Source organism: Epilithonimonas sp. (genome assembly GCF_032055105.1).
Taxonomy (GTDB): Bacteria; Bacteroidota; Bacteroidia; order Flavobacteriales; family Weeksellaceae; genus Epilithonimonas.
Window position 1 is genome coordinate 35,005 of record NZ_DAMBRK010000002.1, and the last position, 21,979, is coordinate 56,983.

Sequence of the window (21,979 nt, forward strand, 5' to 3'; positions counted from 1 at the left end):
ATTTTTATCAATTTTAAATTTCTAGGTATTATATTTGATGGTAGATTCAAAAAAATTTTATGAAAAACTTATTGTACTTAGCCATTATCGCGACGATATCACTCTCTTGCAAATCAACCATTAATCCAGATACGCTTCCTAAACCTCTTCCACAAAGACCAACAGAAAATCCTGAGAACGGAAATCTAACACAACAAGAAGCCGAAGAAATGCAGAATCTGAAATCAGAAATCCTTGCATTATCTCAAAGTGAAAATTGCTCCAATGCGACTGATTGGAAGTCTGTAGGATTAGGCGTAAAAGCGTGTGGCGGACCTGTAGAATATATTGCTTATTCCAATAAAATTGATGAAGCTAAGTTCTTGGAAAAAGTCAATCTTTACAATCAGAAATCTACGGAATATAATAAGAAATATAATTTGGTTTCAGATTGTATGTTGGTAATGCAACCCGAAAATATCGTTTGTGAAAATGGAAAACCTGTTTTCAAATAGGCTATAAATTCTCTGACGGAATTGGATTTTTCTCTAATTCAGCATCTCTATAAAGTTTCTCTTTGCTCCACTTGGCGTGTCTAGACGGTGTAATCTCATGTCCCATTTTGTTGGCATAAACCTTGGTAAACTCGGCTCCAAAAAACACAAGCTGGCAAGAATAATTAATCCACATCATCAGCAAAATCACAGTTCCCGCTGCTCCGAAAATAGAAGTCGGTTTTGAAACATCAAAGTAGAAACTCATCAGCATTTTCCCAATATTGAAAAGCACAGCGGTTACAACGGCACCAATCCAAACAGATTTCCATTTGATTTCAACATCCGGTAAAACCTTGAACATCAATGCAAATAGAACTGTAACAATCGCCAACCCAAGAAGAAAATTAGTAACCTGAACAATCACATAAGTTTCCAATCCAAAATATCTCGTAATCCATTGATTAGCCAATCCAATAACCGAAGAAAGTAACATACTTGTCAAAAGAAGAAACGCGATAATCAAAATCATCCCAAGAGAATTTGCTCTGTCAAGAATGAACTTTTGCCAAGCTTTTTTCGGCGCTGCTTCAACATCCCAAAGATTATTAAGTGTACTTTGCATTTGAAAAAACAAACTGGTTGCACCAAAAACCAAAGTTCCAACTCCAAGCGTTTTCATCCAAAAATTCTGCTTGTCAATCATTGCACTGGCAATGATGTCTTGGATACTTTTCGCTCCGTCATACCCCATTATTCCTTGAAGTTGACGTCGGATTTCACCATTCACAGCTTCTTCACCGAAAAAATGCCCAGCAACCCAAATGATGATGATAAGCAAACCCGGCAGGGAAAATATTGCGTTGTAAGCCATACTTGCACTTTCTTTGGAAGCCGAGGACGACATCCACTCGTTGAAAGTGTCTTTTAAAATTCTCCAAAAAGATTTAAGCTTATTCATAGTCTAAATTTCTTTGGGAAATTCAATCTTTATACCAACTTAGTCTTCTTTGTACCAGCTGGAGTATTTAACATAATTATCAGCAATTCTATTAATTTCGCCTTCGATAAGATTTTGAGACACATCTTTCACTTTTTTCGCCGGAACACCAGCCCAAACTTCGCCTTCACGAATATGGGAATTCGCTGTCACAACTGCTCCCGCAGCAACAATTGCATTACTTTCCACCAAACAGTCGTCCATTACAATGGCACCCATTCCAATCAGAACATTATCTTTTATCGTGCAACCGTGAACAATCGCATTATGACCAATCGAAACGTTACTTCCAATCGTCGTTGGACTTTTTTGGTAAGTACAATGTATCATTACATTGTCCTGAACATTCACTTTGTCGCCCATTTTTATGAAATGAACATCGCCTCTCAAAACCGCATTATACCAAATACTACAATCCTTACCCATCGTTACATCACCGATGATCACAGCAGTTTCTGCCACAAAAGTATTTTCTCCAAGTTGAGGCGTTTTGCCTAAAAGTTCTCTAATAATTGCCATATTTTTTATAATTAATAATTAATAAATGATAAATGATTTGATGAAAAAATCAGTAAAATCAAACCCATAGAAAAAATCGAAAATCCGCAAAGCTTCTCATAATCAAAACTTAACACAAGATTGGGATTTGACGGCTTTTTTCTTCCACCAATTTACGATAATTTTGCAGTTCAAATTACTTAAAATGAAACATTCAGCGATAACATTTATCAGTTTCTGAAAATCTGAATGTTGCATCTTACAATTAAAATAAATAGAAACAAATGAAAGAAGTCATAATAGAACCTACGGAAAATAAAAAAGTAATGAAGTTCGTTACGGACTACACTTTGATTCCGGGTTCATTAGAATTAGATAGAGATTCTGACATTTCCGAGATTCCATTGGCGCAGGAACTGTTCAATTATCCTTTCGTTAATAGGATTTTCATCACTGCCAACTTCATTGCGGTAGCGAAAGAAGACACTGTAGAATGGGAGCACGTTGCAGAAAGTCTAAAGAATATCATCGAAGACGAATTGTTGGCAAATCCAAGAATCTATCTTCAGAAAAGAAAAGAAATGTATCAAATCTATTCTGAGATGACACCAAATCCTGCGGTTATGAAATTCATTTCCAGCAAGATGTTGATGGACGGATTTATTGAAGTGAAGTCAAAAGAAGAATCAGAAGGTGTTCCTTTGGCGCAAGAATTATACGAAGCTTTTGATTTTGTGAAAGAAATCTATGTAAGTGATAATTTCGTGGCTGTGACAAGAGATTCTCAGTTTGAATGGCACGAAATTATGAATCAGGTTCGTTCTTTCATTGCTGAATTTTTGCAAGCTGGAAAAGCAATTGCAACTATCGAACCTCATCAGCACGAGAATCCTGTTTTGAAAATTATCAACAGAGAATATACGAATGACGAGCAGAAAATCAGTGATATCCTGAATGAATATGTTGCGCCTGCTGTAGAAAACGACGGTGGAAAAATCTCTCTGATTGAATATGACGGAGAAAACAAAACCGCAAGAATGCTTCTTCAAGGTGCTTGTAGCGGTTGTCCATCTTCCACAGCAACTTTGAAAAACGGAATCCAAAGCATTCTGAAACAATTCGTTCCGGAATTGGTGGAAAACGTAGAAGCTGTTAATGGATAATTATTTGTTAATGAGCTTCGAGAACCTCAGCCTGACAATGCTTAAAAAGAATATTTAATCCTAAATTTGTAATTCCATAGAAATCAACAAATTTTTCTACGGAATGACAAATTTGCGTTTATCTCCAAAAACATATTATTTTGAATCAACCAATTCATAACAAAAAAGGAATCTTACTTGTAAACCTCGGTTCACCCAATTCGACAAGCGTTGAAGATGTAAAAAACTACCTTGACGAATTCTTGATGGATGAAAAAGTCATCGATTATCGTTGGATTTTCCGAGCATTATTGGTTCAGGGAATTATTCTAAAAACCAGACCTAAGAAATCGGCAGAAGCTTACAAAACTGTTTGGACAGACGAAGGTTCTCCTTTGATTGTAATTTCCAAAAAACTTCAGGAAAAGCTTCAGGAACTGGTGGATGTTCCGGTTGGTCTGGGAATGCGTTATGGCGAACCGTCTATAAAAAACGGAATCCAAGAGTTGGTAGACCAAGGCATCACTAATATTACTTTGTTTCCACTCTATCCGCAATATGCGATGAGCACAACGGAAACGGTGATTGACAAAGCTGAAGAAGTCCGAAAAAAATTCTTTCCGGACATTAACATTAATTACGTAGAACCGTTTTATAACCGCGAGATTTACATCAATTCTCTGGCGGAAAGTATCAAAGAAAAACTACCTGTAGATTTTGATTTGTTACAGTTTTCTTATCACGGTGTTCCGGAACGTCATATTTATAAAACCGACCCTACAAAGACTTGCAATTTGAATAATTGCTGTTCAAAAGAGGACAATCCTTCACATCAATTCTGTTACAGACATCAATGCTATAAAGTGACGGAATTGGTTTGCCAAAAATTAGGAATCCCGAAAGAGAAAGCATTGGTGACTTTCCAGTCCAGATTGGGAAAAGACAAATGGATGGAACCTTATACCGATGTGACTTTGGAAGGTCTTGGCAAAAAAGGCATTAAAAAACTGGCGATAGTTTGTCCTGCTTTTGTATCCGATTGTCTGGAAACTTTGGAAGAGATTTCGGAGGAAGGAAAAGAGATTTTCTTGCACGGAGGCGGAGAAAGATTCGATTATATCCCGTGTTTGAATGAGGAACAAAGTTGGGTAAATGTAGTTAAAACGCTTTGTGAAGAAAAGCTAAATGATTTTTACTTTCATTAATTTCTAAATCCAACGGTTTTCCGATACGCACGACATACTCAGAATCTGGAGAAGCTGATTGGTTTTTATACCAAAGTTTTGGATTTTAAAGTTCTTGGAGATTTCAAGCAGCATAATGGTTATGGCGGTGTTTTTTTTGGAAAAGAGAATGAAAATTGGCATTTGGAATTCACTCAGGACAATAACATTCTAGAATCTAAATCAGATGACGATGACATCTTGGTTTTCTATCCGGAATCGTTGGAAGAGTTTCAGAAGATTGTGGCTAATCTTGAACTTTATAAAGTCCCCATCCTCGAACCTAAAAATCCTTATTGGAAAGAAAACGGAATCTGTTTTGAGGATTGTGACCATTACAAGATTATTGTTTCTGACCTCAGAATTACAAAATAAAAAACCGTCTCATTCCTGAAGCGGTTTTCTTTTGGTGTAGAAAATAATTATTTCTATTTCTTATTAAAATCTCCTGCAAATACAGAAGTCAACTTGTCTTCGCTGATGTATTTTCTTAGAACATCGTTCACTTGGCTTACTTTAAGCGCAGAAACTTTTGCTTCCAAAGCATCGTATTCGTCCAAAGACTGACCATACTGAAGTTGAGAATTGACTAATCCCATCAAAGTATTATCGTTTCCAAGCCCTGTCTTTCTGGAGTTCAACCAAGAAGTCAAATTAGATTTGAATTCCTCTTCTGTGAAACCATCTTTTACTGCTTTGTTAACTTCTTCTTTCAAAGCTTTATCAACGGCATCTTTTTTAGTCGGGTTAAAGAATGCATACCAAGACCAAGATGCCACATTGTTGTCAATTGGAACATTAACAAAAGACCCTGCACCGTAGCTGATTCCTTCTTTTTCACGAAGTCTGGTTGGGATTCTTGCAGTCAAGAAACCACCGCTACCTAACATTTCGTTAGCGATAACGAAAGCTGGATAATCCGGAGATTTTCTGTCCATAGAGAAACTGATTTTTCCAACCGCAGCACCGTTTTCTTTATCCGGGGTCAGATATTCTTTGTCTTGTTTTTTGGTTACGAACAATTCCGGTTTGATGTACTCGTAAGTTGATTTAGAATTCCATTTTCCAAAAGTTGACTCTAATAATCCGGCAACTGTCTTGCTGTCAACATCTCCGATAACAGAACCAACACCGTTGTTTCCGCCTAAGATTTTGTTGTAGAAATCTACCAGTTGCTCTCTCTTCACTTTCTTGTTGTTATCAATCTGTTCTTGAATAGAAGCGGTGTAATAGATGCTTTCTTTAGGATAATTCTCAGTAATCTTTTCGATTTCTGTGAATGCGATTGACTGAGGGTCGTTCAATGAACTTTCAAGATAAGTGTTGTACTCGTTGATTGTTTTTGTCAATTCAGCTTCCGGGAAAGTTGATTCCGTAAGGATTTCTTTGATAAGAGCAGTTACTTTTGGCAAGCTATCTTTGTAAGTACTGAAATTAACGAACAACGTCTGACCACTGAATCCGAAATTGATGTTAGATTTCCATTGGTCCAGCATATCTTGGATTTGTTCTTTGGTGTGGGTTTTAGTTCCTGTTTTAAGAACCTGAGCCATTAGAGAACCAACGTCAGATTTTCCATTCAAATCCTTAGCATTACTTACCGGGAATTTGAAGCTACCCAATACTTTTCCACCTTTGATATCCTTTTTGATTAAGCCGTATTTGATTCCGTTGCTTAGTTTGCCTTCTGTTAAATTAGCTTTCAGATTTTTGATACTCGCTTCGAAAGGTGCAGCTTCTTTTTCCAGAGCTCTCCCTTTGTAATTATCTGTAAGTGATGCGATTTGCTCATTAGTATATTCGATATTCTTAACTCTTACCTCATCTTTTGCAGGGATAAAAACCCCAACCGTTCTGTTATTAGTTCTGAAATACTTCTCAGCCACTCTTTGAACATCAGCAACAGTCAATTTTTCAACAGCATCTCTGTAAAGGAAATTCAGTTTATAACTTCCCGCACCGACAATCTCTGTTAAGTTGATAGCGTAACCAATCGTGTTATTTTTAACATTTTCGATTTGCTTTAGTAACTTAGCTTTAGCTCTTGCAACATCCTGCTCTGTATATTTTGTAGTTCCTACTTTATCTAAAACAGCACGGAAATCATTCTCAGTTGCTTTGATATCTTTGTCCGCCGGCACATCCAATCCGAAATACATAAAACTCGCATCTCTAACCGTTGGCTGATAAGCATAGATAGAAGCCGCTTTGTGAGAATCAATCATCGCTTTGTAAAGATAACCTGATGGATCAGCCGTCAAAATCTCCTGCAATGCGTCCAAAGCTGCATAATCTTTGTCTGCAAAAGGAGCAGTGTGATAAAGTGCACCCACAACTTTGCTATCTCCAGAACGTTTCAATTCTACAAAACGCTCCCCGTCCTGAGCCGGTTCAACCGTGTAAGGCGTTTCAAGAACTCTCGCCGGTTTTGCAATGGTCGAGAAATATTGAGCGATATAATCCAAAGCTTTTTTCTCATCAAACTTCCCCGCAACAATCAAGGTTGCATTATCTGGTTGATAATATTTTTCATAGAATTTTCTAAGCGTTACCGCTTTTACTCTTTCTACATCTTCCTTACTTCCAATGGTACTGTTTCCGTAGTTATGCCAAAGAAAAGCCGTTGACATAATTCTTTCCATCAAAACACCGCTTGGACTGTTTTCTCCAATCTCGAACTCATTTCTAACAACAGAAAATTCTTTATCTAGGTCAGATTGTAAAATAGTTGCATTTACCATTCTGTCAGCTTCCATTTCCAAGAACCATTTCAAGTTATCATCATTAGAAGGGAAAACTTCGTAATAATTGGTTCTGTCATAATAAGTTGTTCCGTTGGCATTTCCTCCTTTGTCAGACAACATCTTTTTGATATCGCCCAATTTTTTTGTGCTCTTGAACAACATATGCTCCAGCAAATGCGCCATTCCCTTTTCGCCATAACCTTCGTGTTTTGAACCAACATTATAAACGATGTTGATGACAGCATTACTTTGAGAAGCATCAGAAATCAAAAGTACTTTCATTCCATTACTTAAGGAATATTCTTTAATCCCTTCAGTATTACTAATAAATTTTGGTGTTTCGGCTTTTTGAGAAAATACAGGTGTTGCATAACCTGCATAGAATACGACCGCCGCAGTCAGTAGAAGATTCTTCATGTTTCGATTGTTAATTTTTAGAGTTCTAAAATTAACAACTTTTCATTTAAAACAAGCTTCTCATTTAATGTTTATGAAAATCTTAACACATCATTATCAATGTAACAACAAAAAGCAATCCATCTAAAAAACACCTATTACCCCTACCATATTAGGAGAAGCACTTAAGTTCCAAGTCACTATTTTTTTCGTATTACTCAATTTATTATTATTCATAAAACGATATGTTGAGTCTACAACAAAGTAACTAATTGCCGCACTTAGAAAAACATCCGAGAAAAAATGAGCCCCATCCCACATTCTTGACACAGGCGTAATAGCTCCGACAGTATAGATTCCAGCTTTTACCCAAGGATTTTCAAACTGTTTTGCTAATGCAAACATTGTAGTTGAAACCAAAATCGTATGTCCAGATGGAAACGACCTATAAGCTGGTTGTCCGCTGAATGGCTTGAAATAGAATTTGCCTTCGCCTGCTCCAGGACGCGCTCTTCCAACTAAGGTTTTCATAAATGTTTGCAATACACCAGCTGTAGTTGCGGAAGAAATCATCAGCACACCAGTATTTCGGATTTTTTCATTTTTAGTAAATAATCCTGTCAGGTAAACTGCGCTTGTAATACCATAATTATTTTGTGGACTTCCGAAGTAGTAACCAAAACTTTTAAGAACCTCTGGCGCTTTCTCTCCTTGTTTCATAAAAAAACGACTCGTATCATTATCTACAGAATAGAGCAAAACTGTTCCAAGAGCCACGCCTCCAAAATCCAACCAATTATCTTTTTTCCAATAAATGGGTCTCGTGTAGCTATGGAAAATATTATTCACAATCTGTTTACCATCTAATACCAATTGTCGACCGATAGATACTTTGGAATCAACTTTTGAGCTATCAATTTCTATATTAACATTATCAATTTTAAGACTGTCAGAATTCTGAGAAAAGGTATTGGTAAATACAAATAGGAAAAACGGAATAAGGAAAAACTTCATAAATCTATCGATTACATTCAACGTGCAAAGATAAGTCAATAGAAAACATCTCGATAATAATTGTAATTTTGCTGATATGGTAGTGGAAAAAGTAATTTTAGGAATTGACCCAGGAACTGCAGTAATGGGATTTGGAATTATTTCTGTAAAAGGAAGTAAAATGGAGCTGATTGCCATCCACGAATTAATCCTTAAAAAATACGAAAATCACGAAACCAAACTAAAAGTCATTTTTGATAAAACTTTAGCTTTGATTGATGAATATCATCCGGATGAAACCGCTTTGGAAGCGCCATTTTTTGGAAAGAATGTTCAAAGTATGTTAAAGCTTGGGCGAGCTCAAGGTGTTGCAATGGCTGCAAGTCTCCACAGAAATATTCCCATCATAGAATATTCTCCAAAGAAAATTAAAATGGCCATCACCGGAAACGGAAATGCCAGCAAAGAACAAGTCGCAGGAATGCTTCAAAACCTTTTAAAACTGAAAGAATTTCCTACAAAATATCTTGACGCATCTGATGGTTTGGCGGTTGCTGTTTGTCATCATTTTAATTCCGGAAGTCTCTCAACAGACAAATCTTATTCTGGTTGGGATAGTTTTCTTAAACAGAATCCTGATAGGATTAAATAGATGTTAGATGTTAGATGTTAGATGTTAGATGCAAAATTAAGTTCTAACATTAAATTTAATGATTCTTTTTTCTTGTCTCTTTAAACTTGATTCTTCTCTCCTGATTCTCTATCTTTGAATCGATGAATGACTCTCTTTTTGAAATCGTAGAACACACCAATCGAAGCATTTTTCTCACAGGAAAAGCAGGAACCGGAAAGACTACATTTCTCAACGATTTTGTAAAAAAAACCAAGAAAAAACACATTGTAGTTGCGCCTACGGGAATCGCAGCTATCAATGCGGGCGGTGTTACAATCCACTCTATGTTTGGTTTACCGCTCAGAACTTTTCTCCCAACTACGGAAAGAATCGACCAAAATCTGGCGAATAATATTGCCGACTTGATGCCCCATTTCAAGTACCGAAAAGATAAACTAAAACTTCTCCGCGAAATCGAAATTATCATTATTGATGAAGCCTCGATGTTGCGTGCGGATGTTCTGGATATGATGGATTTTTCTCTTCGTCACGTTCGCAGAAATCAGCAGAAATTTGGAGGTGTTCAGATGTTGTTCATCGGCGACCTTTATCAGTTACCGCCCGTTGTGAGGGACGAACACATTTTATCAATGTATTATTCTTCGCCGTTTTTCTTTCACGCCAAAGCTTTGGAAGGTAGTAATTTCATCACATTAGAATTGACGAAAGTTTACCGACAAACCGATGAACATTTTCTAGAAATTTTAAATGCGATTAGAGACGGAATTACAGAAGACATTGACTTCGAAGCTCTGAACAAAAGATATCAACCGGACTTTGACCCGAAAGATGAAGCTTATGTTTATCTCTGTTCGCATAACAAAATGGCGGACGACATCAATCAAAAAAAGATTAAAGAACTTGGCGGAAAAGCACATTCTTACAAGGCAGATGTTGTTGGCGAATTCAAAGAGACACAATATCCGAATGATGAAGTTCTGGAACTGAAAGTCGGCGCACAAATTATGTTCATCCGAAATGATACTTCTCCTGATAAAAAATATTACAACGGAAAACTGGCTCAAATCTCTTATCTCGATGAAGATGAAATCTCCGTAATTCTTGACGGAAGCGAAGAAGAAATCACTTTGAAAGCCGAGACTTGGGAACAAAAAAAATATTCTTTGGATGATGAAAAGAACATCAAGGAGGAAGTTTTGGGGAGTTTCAAACAATTTCCGATTCGTTTGGCTTGGGCGGTTACGATTCATAAAAGTCAAGGTTTGACTTTTGACAGATTGATTATTGATGCAGGAAAAAGTTTCGCTTCAGGTCAGGTTTATGTAGCGTTGTCGCGGTGCCGAACTTTGGAAGGAATTGTCCTTAAATCTAAAATCACGCCCGAAGTTATTTTCTCTGACAAACGAGTTTCGAAGTTTCAGGATGAGACGCACGCTAATTCTAAAATTGAGGAAATCCTTAATTCTGAAAAATACGATTACAGCATTCAAAAAGTCATTAGAAGGATTGATTGTGTTTGGTTTCAGTCTGCTTTGGAAAACTGGATGGTGATTAGCAGAAGCAGTAAATTCATTGATAAAGAAAAAGCCGATTATCTGTATCATTGTTTGAAAGCTGACGTTGAAAATTACATTACTATTTTCCAAAAGTTTGAAAGAATCTTGGTTCAGAAAACTCAGAAATTCTTGCAAGGTGAGGAAGAATGGACTGAGATTGAAGTCAAAGCCAAAGGTGCTGTCAATTTCTTTTTCTCGAATGTGAATGAGAAAATATTTTCTCCGCTTAAAGATTTTTATTCCGAAACCAAAGGTGTAAAAGGTTTGAAAGCTTTCAACGAAGATTTCCGTGTCTGGTTGGACGATATCGAAGATTATCTTAAGGATTTGAAAGAGGTTTATCTTTTGGAAACGCCATTATTCGATAAAGAAAAAGATGTTGAAGTTTCTATGGCCATCAAGAAAGTTCCGACGCACGTTTTGACTTACCAACTATTCCAAAATGGAAAAACGGTTTCTGAGATTGCGAAAGAAAGAGGTTTGGTAAATTCGACTATTTTTGGGCATCTTTCAAAATATGCTGAGCAAAATCTCTTAGACAGAAACGACCTTCTGAGAATCTATCCAAAAAGTAAAGTTGAAGCTTTCGAAAAACAATTCAAAGCAGACCCAAAGGAAAATATAAACGATTGGAAATCTGTTTTGCCTTCGGATTTTGATTATGGCGAGATTCGATTGATTTGGAATTACTTTTTGAATTTGAAGAAATAGTTTTATTTTAAACGCAAAGTTCGCAAAGATTTCTTTTTCAATATTGAAAATATTTTAAGGTTCGCAAGGGCGCTTCGCTCAGCAATCTAGACTCCTACGGAATGACAAAGATTCTGGTTAAATAAAACAAAAAAAGTCGCAAAGTAAAATTTGCGACTTTCATATTAGTGTTAAAATTCAAATTAATTAATCAATTCAAATCTTGCATATTCTGCGATTTTCTTTGGCAATTTGATTCCGTCTGGTGTTTGGTTATTTTCTAACAAAGCTGCCATAATTCTTGGCAAAGCCATTGCGGAACCATTTAGCGTGTGAACCAATTGTGTTTTTCCATCGCCTTTATAACGGCATTTCAAACGTGTCGCTTGGAATGTTTCAAAATTGGAAACAGAACTTACCTCCAACCATTTTTCCTGCGCTGCACTCCAAACTTCGAAGTCATAAGTCATTGCTGATGCAAAACCTGTATCACCCCCGCACAATCTCAAGATTCTGTAAGGCAATTCCAAATCTTCCAAAATAGATTTAACGTGCTCTACCATTTCTTCCAAAACAGCATAAGAATTTTCAGGTTTCTCGATTCTTACAATCTCCACTTTTTCGAATTGATGGAGTCTGTTCAAACCTCTCACGTGCGCTCCGTAACTTCCCGCTTCTCTTCTATAACACTGAGAAAAAGCTGTATTTTTAATTGGCAAATCTTTCTCGTCAATAATCACATCTCTGTAGATATTGGTCACTGGAACTTCTGCCGTTGGAATCAGATATAAATCATCTGCGCCAACGTAGTACATTTGTCCTTCTTTATCAGGCAATTGTCCGGTTCCGTAACCAGAAGCTTCGTTCACAACGTGTGGAACGTTTACTTCCTGATAACCAGCATCTGTATTTTTGTCCAAGAAATATTGAACCAAAGCTCTCTGCAAACGTGCACCTTTCCCAAAATAAACAGGAAAACCAGCGCCAGCTACTTTAACACCTAATTCAAAATCAATCAAGTTATATTTTTTAGCCAGTTCCCAATGTGGAATTGCACCTTCCCCAAGACCTTCCACAGTTGTAGATTCATAAACAATCTCGTTATCATCTGCAGAAACTCCGGCAACTACTTTTTCGTATGGAATATTCGGGATTTGATATAAAATATTGAGAAGTATTTTCTCAGCTTCATTCAACTCATTTTGTAATTCTTTGCTGGACTCTTTGTATTGCGACGTTTGGGATTTAGCAGCTTCAGCTTCCTCTTTTTTTCCGTCTTTCATCAGAATTCCGATTTCTTTGGAGATTCTGTTCATTTCGGAAAGTTGTGAGTCTAGCTCAAACTGTAATCTTTTTCTTTCGTCGTCAGCATTAATCGCTGCATCGACCAAATCTAATTCCTTGAAGTTTCTTTTCTTCAAGCCTTCCAAAACGCGCTCTTTGTTCTCGCGCAAAAAATTAACCTGTAACATAGTTTGGTTGTTGGTTGATAGTATTTAATAATCAGAAAATCAATATTAATTCTCTGACGATTGCAAATTTAAGGATTTTATTTCACGATTTTGACAATGTTTGGTTGCCCTTTCGTTTTTGTGAATTTCAGCTCATCATTGTACCAAAGTTTTGAAATTTGGAAAAGAGAAGGTGTTGAAGTGTACTCTATCCTGATTGTATCGTAATCATCGGGCAACACCGCATCTTCTGTTGACAACTTAATCACAAATCTGGAATAATAAGTCTGCTGAGCGTCATTACTAAGGGAATCTATTTTTAATCTAACTGCACCAGCTGGATAATCCATATAGACAACCGTATCGGCATCTTTCGGAAATGTATAACCCGAAATTGTCTGCAAATCTCTTGTCCCTAAAAGATCTTGTAAAACAACTGCCGAATAGGATCCATCGATATTTGAATTCAGTAAGTCTTGTCCTGTAGTTGCACTACTCATATAAAGCTTTAAAACTTGATCTATGACCTGTATTTCTCCCTCATCTCTTTGGCAAGAGAGCAAAAGAAAAATGGTAGATAATATAATTGATATCTTGAGTTTCATTATGACAAAGATACTTTATTTCAAAGTTCGAAGATAGGTAAGAAATGAAAACATCATTAAAAATCCAATAATCGTTAAAGTAACTGCTAAGGAAATTGCCATTCCCAGCACTCCAAATTTGGGAACTAAGAAATAAGAGAAAATAGCTAAAAGAATGAGTGAAAGGATTGAATAAAATGTATTTCGTTTCATCAAACCCACTGCAGAGAGCATATTTCCATATAAATTCCTAAGTAGCATACTTGCACAAAAGGTTGCTAATAAGATTGAAAATTCTACTGAATTATCTAAATAAGATGCACCAAAAAAAAGTTTCAGTATCATCGTGTTGAAAAACCAGCCAACTATCAATATAACAATGGATATAGGAATGAAAATCTTATAATAATTCTTTATATAATTGATTAAAAAGTTTTTATCAAGGTGGTTTTTAGCCAACACTGGATAATCGCTTTGCATGAAAGATAGGGCTAAAAAAGTAATATTTGCAGGAATTAATAATGCAACTTTATAGTTAGCAACTGCGGATTCGTCCTTAAAAAAATTCAATAGTAATATATCTGCCGAAAAAAAAACGTCTGACAATAGCGCTGTTAATGAAGCATACAGAGCAAAACTCCAGATTTCTTTTTTGTTATATCTCAATAATGGTTTTGTAGGCTTCTTGGATTTCTTATACCAAAAAAGTGAAAAAAACGGAGCAATAGCATTGGCAATCAAATAACCATATAATCCCCAAAAGATTGAAAATACAACCATAAGGACTAATCCAGAAATATTAACAACGTTGTTTATCATCGCGAACTCATCATTCTTCAGATAAATACGACGCTCTGCCTGGATGTGGCTAAAAAAATAAAACCCAATCAGTCTAATTGTAAAAAAAAAGAAAATATAAAAAATGTAATAATAATGACTTACATATAAAAACGAAATCAAAAAAAACACAACACTTAGGATAACCTGATTAAGAAAACCTTTCTTCAAAAGATACTCCGCCAGCTCTTTCTTCTCCTCATCAGAATTACTCAATGAGCCAAATCTAATCAAGCTTTGAAAACTACCAAGCCCGCTAAAAGAGACAAAAACCACAAAAAAAGAAGTCACAATACTTAATAGTCCAAACTCTTTTTCAGGTAGAATCCTAATCATAAAAAGAGAGCCAGTAAATGCACAGATTTTGGTTATTAATAATGACAAAAAAACATGTTGTCCCTTATTAGCAAAGAATGCTTTGATAAAATCCTCTAAACTTTTCATTTTAGTTTGATAAATGCCTTTTAATCATTCTTTAAATCATTATCAGATTTTATAACACGCTATTGTAAACCTCACTAAAATCCTTTGCTACTGTTGCAACCGAAAAATTGTCTAAAATGTATTGATGTAGTTGTTCAGGAGAATCTACATTAAGATTTCTAGTCAGCATATTTTTCATTGCCAAATATAATTCTTCTGTAGATCTATTAATCAGAATCCCTTGGTTTTCGTTTACAATTTCCGGAATTCCGCCTACTCGAGTTGCAATCACAGGAGTTCCGGAAGAAATGGATTCAAGCAACACACAAGGCAAATTTTCATAATCACTGAAGAGGATAAAACAATCGCTATTTCTCATCTTTTCAGCAACATCTTTATGGGAAATTTCTCCAAATGTTTTAATAAAGCTTTGAGCGTTATGCTTTTCAATGATGTTATTAAGCCTTGCTACATCACCATCTCCGCCAATATGAAACTCGAAATTTTCATATTCTTTTCTAAGTCGTATAGCCGCCTCAATCATCAAATCCGGGTTTTTAAGCGGGATAAGATTCGATATGTGAAGAAATGTAAAAATATTCCTCTGAGAGACTGCGGGATAAAAAACCTTCGTGTCTACTACATTCCCAACAACTTTAAAATTTTTTCCTAGTTCTAGTTTTTCTAAATCTTCTTTCAGATCTCTACTTACAGGCAATAAACAAGATGCCTTTCTGGCAATAATCCGCGCAATAAACAAACTTGTAAAAGAAAGTTTGCTTCTATTAATTTTCAGAAAACCAGACCAATGCTCAGACACTACATAAGGAATCTTATATTTCCGTTTAATATAGATTGCAAAAAGCATATTATTGTGAAGCACATTGGCGTGTACAATATCTGGAGTTCTCATTTTTTCAAATCCCATTTTGTAAGCCTTCATCCTTCTAATAAAATTCTGAATTGGATTCTTTGAATTCTTGTAATAGATAATCAATGTTCTAATTCCATTAATAATCTTATCATCAAAAACAAAAATTTCCTTTTGATTAAAATCTCCGATTGCATGCAGGACTTCCACATCATGCAAAGTAGAAACCGCTTCTGCATGGCGTTGTACAAAATTGCCATTCGTAGTTTCTAATCTATTGGGAAACCAAGAAGAAATGAAAAGTACTTTCAAAATTACATTTTTGAAATTATAAGAATCTTGAATTAATCAAGACTAAGATATTGAAGAAGCCCAACTTCTTGCAAAAGGTTGTAAGAAATGACTCAAGAAATCGAGATAAGTATTTTTTGAAAAATCAAAAACCTCGATATCTTTAGACAATTCTCCACTTCTAATTTTAGCTTTGAAGTCTGATAATTTTAAAGTTTTCACTTCTCCATTTTCAACAAAGCTGGCTTTCATTCTGTCAAATAATCCAAGGTCAAACTCTGCATCCAGTTCTCTCATTATTTTTCCAAGTGCATCGATACTGCAACCAGAAGCGACTTCTTTTTCCTCATCTACACAGATGATGATAAACTGATTTTTTTCAATCTTAAAAGAAGACGACAATTCTTTTCCGTGAGCAGCCCAACCACCTAAAAAATCATACAATTTTTCTGCAATTGTTTTGCTTTCTTTAGCTGTGAAAGGTCTTGAAGCGGGATATATAATGACACGATAATCGTTCGTTTCTACAATACTTGATTCTTCGATTTTCATAAGAAGATATTTATTGATTTTTACTTGTCTTAAGGAATCGCTGTTGACGATTTCTTTTTGAAATTTAAAGATATAAAATTACGGATTTTTTATCTAAATCTGTAAAATGAAAAGCCCCAGAAATTCTGAGGCTTTAATTTTTTTTGTAAAGATGATTTAAAGATCTTCTGCTTCTGCCAAAAGTTCCACAATATCTTTTACTTCTACTTCTGTATTTTTGTTGAAGTGTTTTACACCATCTGTCATCATAGTATTACAAAATGGACAACCGGTCGCAATCACTTTTGGCTCGAATGAAAGTGCTTCCTCTGTTCTTTCTATATTGATGTCTTTATTACCTTTTTCCGGTTCTTTGAACATCTGTGCGCCACCAGCTCCACAACATAAGCCGTTGGTTTTGCAACGTTTCATTTCTACTAATTCTGCATCTAGTTTTTCCAAAAGCATTCTTGGCGCTTCGTATTCGTCATTCGCTCTTCCTAGATAACAAGGATCGTGGAAAGTAATCTTTTTCCCTTTGAAACTTCCACCTTCGATTTTCAATCTGCCTTCATTCATCAAGTTTTTAAGAAACTGCGTATGATGTAAAACTTCGTAATTTCCGCCAAGACAAGGATATTCATTCTTCAAAGTATTGAAACAATGCGGGCAAGCTGTAACGATTTTTTTGACTTCGTACGCATTCAAAACTTCGATATTCGTCAAAGCCATCATTTGGAAAACAAATTCGTTTCCGGCACGTTTTGCAGGATCACCAGTACAAGATTCTTCCTGTCCCAGAACAGCAAATTCTACATTGATTTTATTAAGGATTTTGCAGAATGCACGCGTGATTTTTTTCGCACGATCGTCGAAACTTCCGGCACAACCAACCCAAAAGAGAACCTCGGGAGATTTGCCTTCCATTGCATATTCTGCCATTGTTTTTATAGTGAAATCCATATTAGTTTCAATTTACCAATATAACAGTGGAACAATTTACCAATCTTTGTTACATTGTTACATTTTTTACATTGTTAGATTAATTATCATTAGCCCAATTCAGTCTGTCAGCTTGATTATATTGCCAAGGTGCAGCATTATTTTCAACGTTTGTCATCATCAAGTTTAATTCTGTAGGCGCTGCAGATTGTTCCATTACCAAGAATCTCCTCATTTCAAAAATAATTGACAAAGGATCAATCAGAACCGGACAAGCCTCTACACAAGCATTACAAGTTGTGCAAGCCCAAAGTTCTTCTTTGGTAATGTAATCGTTTAATAATTTTTTGCCATCATCAACAAACTTACCACCGTTCTTGTTGATATTTCTTCCAACTTCTTCCAGACGATCTCTGGTTTTCATCATAATCAATCTCGGAGACAATTTCTTTCCTGTAATATTTGCCGGGCAAGATGATGTACATCTTCCACACTCTGTACAAGAATACGCACTCATCAATTGATGCTGATTGAGATCAAAAATATCTTCCGCACCGAATTTTGAAGGAACTTCTGCCTCACCTTCTGCTGGAGCTGCGTAAGGATCAGCATTAGGATCCATCATCAATTTGATTTCCTTCGTTACAGAATCCAAATTATTGAATTTTCCTTTTTTCTCAAGATTAGCAAACCATGTATTTGCAAAAGCTAAAATAATATGCAAATGCTTAGAATAATAAAGGTAATTCATAAAGAACAAAATCCCAACAAAGTGAAACCACCAAGCTGATTTTTCTATAATATGAAGTGTTTCTAAACTGAAATTTCCAAAGAAAGGAAATAGATGTTTTGAGATTGGAAAATTAGAATCAAAGCGATTGGCATCAGCATAATAATCCGCTCCATTCATTGTGAAGAAAGCGACCATTAAAGCAAATTCTATAATCAGAATCCAGTTGGCATCTTGTTTTGGCCAGCCAAACAATTCTTTCATTGTCAATCTTTTGACACCGTAGAAATTTCTTCTGATGAAAAACACAACTACAGCGAAAACTACCAAAGCCGCTAGAACTTCTAAAATCGATGTGAAAAATGCATAGAAAGAACTCCCTAAAATGCTTTGTAAAAACCGATGTGTCCCGAAGATTCCATCGATAATAATTTCTAATAACTCAATATTGATAATTACAAAACCAACATAAACAAAAATATGCAAAACTCCGGCAATAGGACGTTTTACCATTTTGCTTTGTCCGAGAGCGACTCTGGTCATAATTGCCCAGCGTTCCGATTTTCTATCGGTTCTGTTGATTTCTTTTCCTAATTTGATATTGCGATAGATCTCTTTCAGACTTTTAAAAAACAGCCCGAAACCAGCAATTAAAAGAATTAGAAAAACAGCATTATCAATATATTGCATAGTTTATTTTTTATCTGAGTTCTTACCAAAAACCGAGAAGTTGATGTAACGTTTCGGATTAGCTTTTAAATCTAAAATCAATTCATTCAGATTTTTGGATGTTTGTTCTAGATTGTTGTAAAGTTGTTCATCTTTCATCACTTTACCAAGTGTTCCCTCGCCTTTTTGTATGCTGGAAATAACGGTATTCAAGCTAGAAACTGTAGCATCAAGATTAGCGATAGTTTCATTCAGTTTTTTAGTATCAATGCTTTGTGCAAGGTTACCATATTTATCAACTGCAGAGTTTGCAGAGATCATAGTCTGGTTAGCATTGTCCAATACTTTTTGCAAACGAGGATCGTTATTAGACAAAAGCGAATTGATTCCTTGAGAAGTACGATCATAAGAAGCAATCGTATGGTTTAGGCTTTTCAGTAACATTGCAATCTCAGCACGATTACGATCATCAAACATTTTATTGGCATTGTTTGTCAAAGAATCCACTCTTTTCAAAACGCTTTGTAATTGATCTTTCACTGGGCCTACCTGAGAAGAAAGATTATTGAGCATAGATAATTGATAATTACCTTTCAAAGTATCTCCATCTTTTGCAGTTTCTCCACCATAAAAAAGATTAATTTTCATTTCTTTTCCAGACATCAATCCTGGTTCAAAAATCTCGACTGTAGAGTTTTTAGAAAATTCGTATTTATCATCTACTGTCAATTTTACGACAAAATGTAATTTCCCTCCATTGGTGATTGGTTTTATTTCATCTACTTGACCTACTTTCAGTCCGTTGATAGAAACTGGATTAGAAACCGAAAGTCCTTCTACATTATCATATTTTATATAGAACACATTATCTGTTGTAAAAAGGTTTTTACCTTTCATAAATTGATATAGAACAACAAAACTGACAATCGCAAAAATAGCTATCAGCCCTGTTTTTAATTCTTTACTTAACTTCACGTTTTTTTGTTTTAACTAATTAGCAAATATATGAATATTGGATTTATAATTGATATAAATAAAAACAACAAAAGCGACAATTATGCCGCTTTTGCTTATTCTGATATTTAATTAAGAATTATTGTTGAGGATTTCTGTCCCAAACTTCAATTCTGAAATCTTTGATTTTTGCATTATCCTGAAGACTCTTCAAAAACGCTCCTGTAAACTGCTGAGAAGCTTGTTGAGTAATAGATTCTGTAATCTGCTTGATATCTCCTGGCAATTTGTTTGTCGTCACAGATTTCTTAACTATAAGATAAACTCCTGTCATACCTTCAACTGGTTGAGACAGTTTGTTAACTCCGTTTCCGAATGCAGCTCCAGCAACTTTTGGTTCCATTGCGCCATTTACACTCGGATTGAATAGATTAACTGTTGCACTAGCCTTAGTTACGCCAAGACCTTTTGCAGCTTGATCTAGAGAAGTATATTTTCCAGCATTGATTTTCTCAATGATTTTCTTAGCAAGAACTTTATTTTTAACAATTGGCTCGATTTGATCTCTTACAGTTTCTGGATCTGCAAGACCTTCATCTTGTTTTCCTACAACATAAGCTACGATTCTATCACCAGTTCCTTCTACTGTAAAGATATCTGTATCTCCAATATTTCTCTTTTTGTCAAATGCCCAAGCAATAACATCAGCATCTTTATCCGTTCCAATTCCTGGAAGTGTTCCTTGGAAACGGCCTACAGTTTTAGGATTTTGGAATTGATATTTATTTTTCTCAGCAAGAGTTTTGAACTGATTAAAAGTTTTACCTTCTGTTTGCTGGATAAATCTTGTAGCTTGAGTCAACACTTGATTTTCTGTTTTATCAGAAGCTTTGATGTTTTTAGCTAAGTGAGCAATTTTATATTTTAAAGCTTCTGGTCTTTCGTCAACTCTAATAATGTGAAAACCAAAATTGGTTTCAGCTAAACCAATATCACCTTTTCTGTGCGAAGCTAAAAAGCTAAGATATCCTGGTGCAAAAGGAGAAGAAGGCGTCGTCCAACCCACACTTCCTTTTCTTTCAACAGCATTTGGTTCATCTGACTGCTTCAAATCTTCTTCAAATTTTGCTGGATTGGCTTTAACTTCTGCTAAAATTTTATCCGCCAAAACTTTTGCTTCTTCTTTAGTTCTTGTCGCAGATGATCTTTCTGCTCCTTTGTAAGCAATCAAAATATGACTTGAACTAACTGAATCTGAAGGCTTCATCTGCTTATCCAAAACTTTAGAAACAACATAAAGATTCTGTTCTTTATATGGTCCAAAAGCTTGACCGATAGTAGCTGTAGCAACTTTATCTTTAATTTCCGTTGGCAATTGGGAAGGTGTTACGTATTGAGGAATAAATGGCACATCAGAATTAAGCTCTACAAACATAGAATCGTTCTTTGTATTCTGGAAGTTTTCAGTTCCGCCAGAAGCGTCTGTTCCTTTAAGGTAAAGTTTGTTCAACTCGTTCAAAGTTGCTGCATCATCCTGAGCACTTGGTGTAGCTGGGAAATAAGCATATGCCAAATTCCTGCTTGCAGTCGCTTTGAATCTTGTAGGATGTAACTTGATATAATCTGCAAGATCCTGAGTAGTCACTTTTACATCATTTTTCTTAGAAAACTCTAAATAATCAACTTTCACAAAATCGATGTTTGCCATCTCATCACGGAATTTGATCATCAATTCCGCTTCTTTTTTGCTTGTAGTAATTCCAGACGTGATGTTACCAAAAAGCATTCTCGCCATCATTCTGTACTCGATTGCTTTTCTGTTTTTCAACCAGAAATTATAATTTTCAGGATTCGTAGCCTGAGATTTTTCTATCTCAGATTTAATTTCCTGAAGTTTGAAGTTTCCTTTCTCATCAAAATATTGTTGATTCTGTGCAAAAATAGGATCATATTGTAATTGGCTCCAGAAGATATCGTCTGTCAACTTAAGTCCCATTTTTTCAAATTGTTGTTTAATCAATTTTGATTGTACAAGAATCTGCCAAGCTTGCTCTTCAAGACCTTTTGTAGGTTGACCTTGTTGCTGAGCCTGTTGTTGCATTATGAAAAGCTGGTCGTTGAACTCGTCTCTGGTAATATCTTCACCATTTACCTTACCAAAAACGTTCGGATTCTTTGAAAACATCTTATCAAAAGTATCCGCATTGAAAAGAAATGATACCAATCCTAGTGCTATTACACCTAATAGTAGCCAAGACCTTTTTCTAATTTCACCTAAAATTGCCATTTTATGTTATATGTTTATAATAGTGTGCGAAAATACATATTTTTAACATAATAGGAAAAT

18 protein-coding genes and 1 pseudogene are annotated in these 21,979 nt (G+C 35.5%); 6 read left to right on the plus strand and 13 right to left on the minus strand.

All coding sequences use genetic code 11. From position 1 onward, the window contains the following. Nucleotides 1-59 precede the first annotated feature (59 nt). Complete coding sequence (locus RTY06_RS01600; RefSeq protein WP_312822329.1) at nt 60-494, plus strand: hypothetical protein; 435 nt, start codon at nt 60-62, stop codon at nt 492-494. A 1-nt stretch (nt 495) separates the two neighbouring features. On the opposite strand, the gene RTY06_RS01605 is transcribed toward RTY06_RS01600, so the two are convergent. Both RTY06_RS01605 and RTY06_RS01610 read right to left on the minus strand, forming a co-directional pair. Further along, complete coding sequence (locus RTY06_RS01605) at nt 496-1,434, minus strand: YihY/virulence factor BrkB family protein (protein ID WP_312822331.1); 939 nt, start codon at nt 1,432-1,434, stop codon at nt 496-498. Nucleotides 1,435-1,473: 39 nt separating this feature from the next. Further along, complete coding sequence (locus RTY06_RS01610) at nt 1,474-1,992, minus strand: gamma carbonic anhydrase family protein (RefSeq protein WP_312822333.1); 519 nt, start codon at nt 1,990-1,992, stop codon at nt 1,474-1,476. Between the two features lie 263 nt (nt 1,993-2,255). Between RTY06_RS01610 and RTY06_RS01615 the strand changes: the two genes are divergently transcribed. The 3 genes and pseudogenes from RTY06_RS01615 to RTY06_RS01625 all read left to right on the plus strand — a co-directional run. Further along, nucleotides 2,256-3,134 (plus strand): NifU family protein, encoded by an 879-nt coding sequence (locus tag RTY06_RS01615; RefSeq protein ID WP_116036113.1) that lies wholly within the window; start codon nt 2,256-2,258, stop codon nt 3,132-3,134. A 140-nt stretch (nt 3,135-3,274) separates the two neighbouring features. Beyond that, on the plus strand, nt 3,275-4,318 hold the full coding sequence (gene hemH / locus RTY06_RS01620) for a ferrochelatase (protein ID WP_312822337.1): 1,044 nt from the start codon (nt 3,275-3,277) through the stop codon (nt 4,316-4,318). 30 nt (nt 4,319-4,348) lie between these two features. Further along, a pseudogene (locus tag RTY06_RS01625) lies at nt 4,349-4,711 on the plus strand (VOC family protein); the annotation flags it as partial. Between the two features lie 53 nt (nt 4,712-4,764). Here RTY06_RS01625 and RTY06_RS01630 read toward each other — a convergent pair. Both RTY06_RS01630 and RTY06_RS01635 read right to left on the minus strand, forming a co-directional pair. After that, entirely contained in the window at nt 4,765-7,497 is a 2,733-nt protein-coding gene (locus tag RTY06_RS01630) for a pitrilysin family protein (RefSeq protein ID WP_312822340.1), read from the minus strand. A 123-nt stretch (nt 7,498-7,620) separates the two neighbouring features. Beyond that, nucleotides 7,621-8,490 carry a phosphatase PAP2 family protein gene (locus tag RTY06_RS01635; protein WP_312822341.1) on the minus strand — a complete coding sequence of 290 codons (870 nt, stop codon included), beginning with the start codon at nt 8,488-8,490 and terminating at the stop codon, nt 7,621-7,623. Nucleotides 8,491-8,566: 76 nt separating this feature from the next. Between RTY06_RS01635 and ruvC the strand changes: the two genes are divergently transcribed. Together ruvC and RTY06_RS01645 are read left to right on the plus strand one after the other, a co-directional pair. Continuing rightward, on the plus strand, nt 8,567-9,121 hold the full coding sequence (gene ruvC / locus RTY06_RS01640; protein ID WP_312822342.1) for a crossover junction endodeoxyribonuclease RuvC: 555 nt from the start codon (nt 8,567-8,569) through the stop codon (nt 9,119-9,121). A gap of 122 nt (nt 9,122-9,243) precedes the next feature. Continuing rightward, nucleotides 9,244-11,370, plus strand: a complete 2,127-nt coding sequence (locus RTY06_RS01645) for a helix-turn-helix domain-containing protein (RefSeq protein WP_312822343.1) — start codon at nt 9,244-9,246, stop codon at nt 11,368-11,370. Nucleotides 11,371-11,552: 182 nt separating this feature from the next. Here RTY06_RS01645 and serS read toward each other — a convergent pair whose 3' ends face one another. The 9 genes from serS to RTY06_RS01690 all read right to left on the minus strand — a co-directional run bounded on the left by serS (nt 11,553) and on the right by RTY06_RS01690 (nt 21,919). Then, the gene (serS, locus tag RTY06_RS01650) at nt 11,553-12,821 is read right to left on the minus strand and encodes a serine--tRNA ligase (protein WP_312822344.1); all 1,269 of its coding nucleotides are present in this window, start codon (nt 12,819-12,821) and stop codon (nt 11,553-11,555) included. A 77-nt stretch (nt 12,822-12,898) separates the two neighbouring features. Continuing rightward, complete coding sequence (locus tag RTY06_RS01655; protein WP_312822346.1) at nt 12,899-13,405, minus strand: hypothetical protein; 507 nt, start codon at nt 13,403-13,405, stop codon at nt 12,899-12,901. Nucleotides 13,406-13,420: 15 nt separating this feature from the next. Next, entirely contained in the window at nt 13,421-14,665 is a 1,245-nt protein-coding gene (locus RTY06_RS01660; RefSeq protein ID WP_312822348.1) for an oligosaccharide flippase family protein, read from the minus strand. A gap of 49 nt (nt 14,666-14,714) precedes the next feature. Beyond that, a complete protein-coding gene (locus RTY06_RS01665) occupies nt 14,715-15,827 on the minus strand; it encodes a glycosyltransferase (RefSeq protein WP_312822350.1) in 1,113 nt (370 codons plus the stop codon). 42 nt (nt 15,828-15,869) lie between these two features. After that, on the minus strand, nt 15,870-16,358 hold the full coding sequence (locus RTY06_RS01670) for a hypothetical protein (RefSeq protein ID WP_116035293.1): 489 nt from the start codon (nt 16,356-16,358) through the stop codon (nt 15,870-15,872). Between the two features lie 156 nt (nt 16,359-16,514). Beyond that, complete coding sequence (locus tag RTY06_RS01675; RefSeq protein ID WP_312822353.1) at nt 16,515-17,300, minus strand: (Fe-S)-binding protein; 786 nt, start codon at nt 17,298-17,300, stop codon at nt 16,515-16,517. A 79-nt stretch (nt 17,301-17,379) separates the two neighbouring features. After that, on the minus strand, nt 17,380-18,699 hold the full coding sequence (locus RTY06_RS01680; protein ID WP_312822355.1) for a 4Fe-4S dicluster domain-containing protein: 1,320 nt from the start codon (nt 18,697-18,699) through the stop codon (nt 17,380-17,382). Nucleotides 18,700-18,702: 3 nt separating this feature from the next. After that, a complete protein-coding gene (locus RTY06_RS01685; protein WP_312822356.1) occupies nt 18,703-19,653 on the minus strand; it encodes an MlaD family protein in 951 nt (316 codons plus the stop codon). A gap of 118 nt (nt 19,654-19,771) precedes the next feature. Next, nucleotides 19,772-21,919 carry a SurA N-terminal domain-containing protein gene (locus RTY06_RS01690; protein ID WP_312822357.1) on the minus strand — a complete coding sequence of 716 codons (2,148 nt, stop codon included), beginning with the start codon at nt 21,917-21,919 and terminating at the stop codon, nt 19,772-19,774. Between the last annotated feature and the right edge of the window lie 60 nt (nt 21,920-21,979).

Excerpts from the sequence above, each read along its gene's own strand:
- RTY06_RS01690 (WP_312822357.1), bottom strand. The coding sequence starts at position 21,919 with ATGGCAATTTTAGGTGAAATTAGAAAAAGGTCTTGGCTACTATTAGGT.
- RTY06_RS01655 (WP_312822346.1), bottom strand. The coding sequence starts at position 13,405 with ATGAAACTCAAGATATCAATTATATTATCTACCATTTTTCTTTTGCTC.
- RTY06_RS01675 (WP_312822353.1), bottom strand. The coding sequence starts at position 17,300 with ATGGATTTCACTATAAAAACAATGGCAGAATATGCAATGGAAGGCAAA.
- RTY06_RS01605 (WP_312822331.1), bottom strand. The coding sequence starts at position 1,434 with ATGAATAAGCTTAAATCTTTTTGGAGAATTTTAAAAGACACTTTCAAC.
- serS (WP_312822344.1), bottom strand. The coding sequence starts at position 12,821 with ATGTTACAGGTTAATTTTTTGCGCGAGAACAAAGAGCGCGTTTTGGAA.
- RTY06_RS01645 (WP_312822343.1), top strand. The coding sequence starts at position 9,244 with ATGAATGACTCTCTTTTTGAAATCGTAGAACACACCAATCGAAGCATT.
- RTY06_RS01600 (WP_312822329.1), top strand. The coding sequence starts at position 60 with ATGAAAAACTTATTGTACTTAGCCATTATCGCGACGATATCACTCTCT.
- RTY06_RS01615 (WP_116036113.1), top strand. The coding sequence starts at position 2,256 with ATGAAAGAAGTCATAATAGAACCTACGGAAAATAAAAAAGTAATGAAG.
- RTY06_RS01635 (WP_312822341.1), bottom strand. The coding sequence starts at position 8,490 with ATGAAGTTTTTCCTTATTCCGTTTTTCCTATTTGTATTTACCAATACC.
- RTY06_RS01630 (WP_312822340.1), bottom strand. The coding sequence starts at position 7,497 with ATGAAGAATCTTCTACTGACTGCGGCGGTCGTATTCTATGCAGGTTAT.
- RTY06_RS01610 (WP_312822333.1), bottom strand. The coding sequence starts at position 1,992 with ATGGCAATTATTAGAGAACTTTTAGGCAAAACGCCTCAACTTGGAGAA.
- RTY06_RS01660 (WP_312822348.1), bottom strand. The coding sequence starts at position 14,665 with ATGAAAAGTTTAGAGGATTTTATCAAAGCATTCTTTGCTAATAAGGGA.
- ruvC (WP_312822342.1), top strand. The coding sequence starts at position 8,567 with ATGGTAGTGGAAAAAGTAATTTTAGGAATTGACCCAGGAACTGCAGTA.
- RTY06_RS01680 (WP_312822355.1), bottom strand. The coding sequence starts at position 18,699 with ATGCAATATATTGATAATGCTGTTTTTCTAATTCTTTTAATTGCTGGT.
- RTY06_RS01670 (WP_116035293.1), bottom strand. The coding sequence starts at position 16,358 with ATGAAAATCGAAGAATCAAGTATTGTAGAAACGAACGATTATCGTGTC.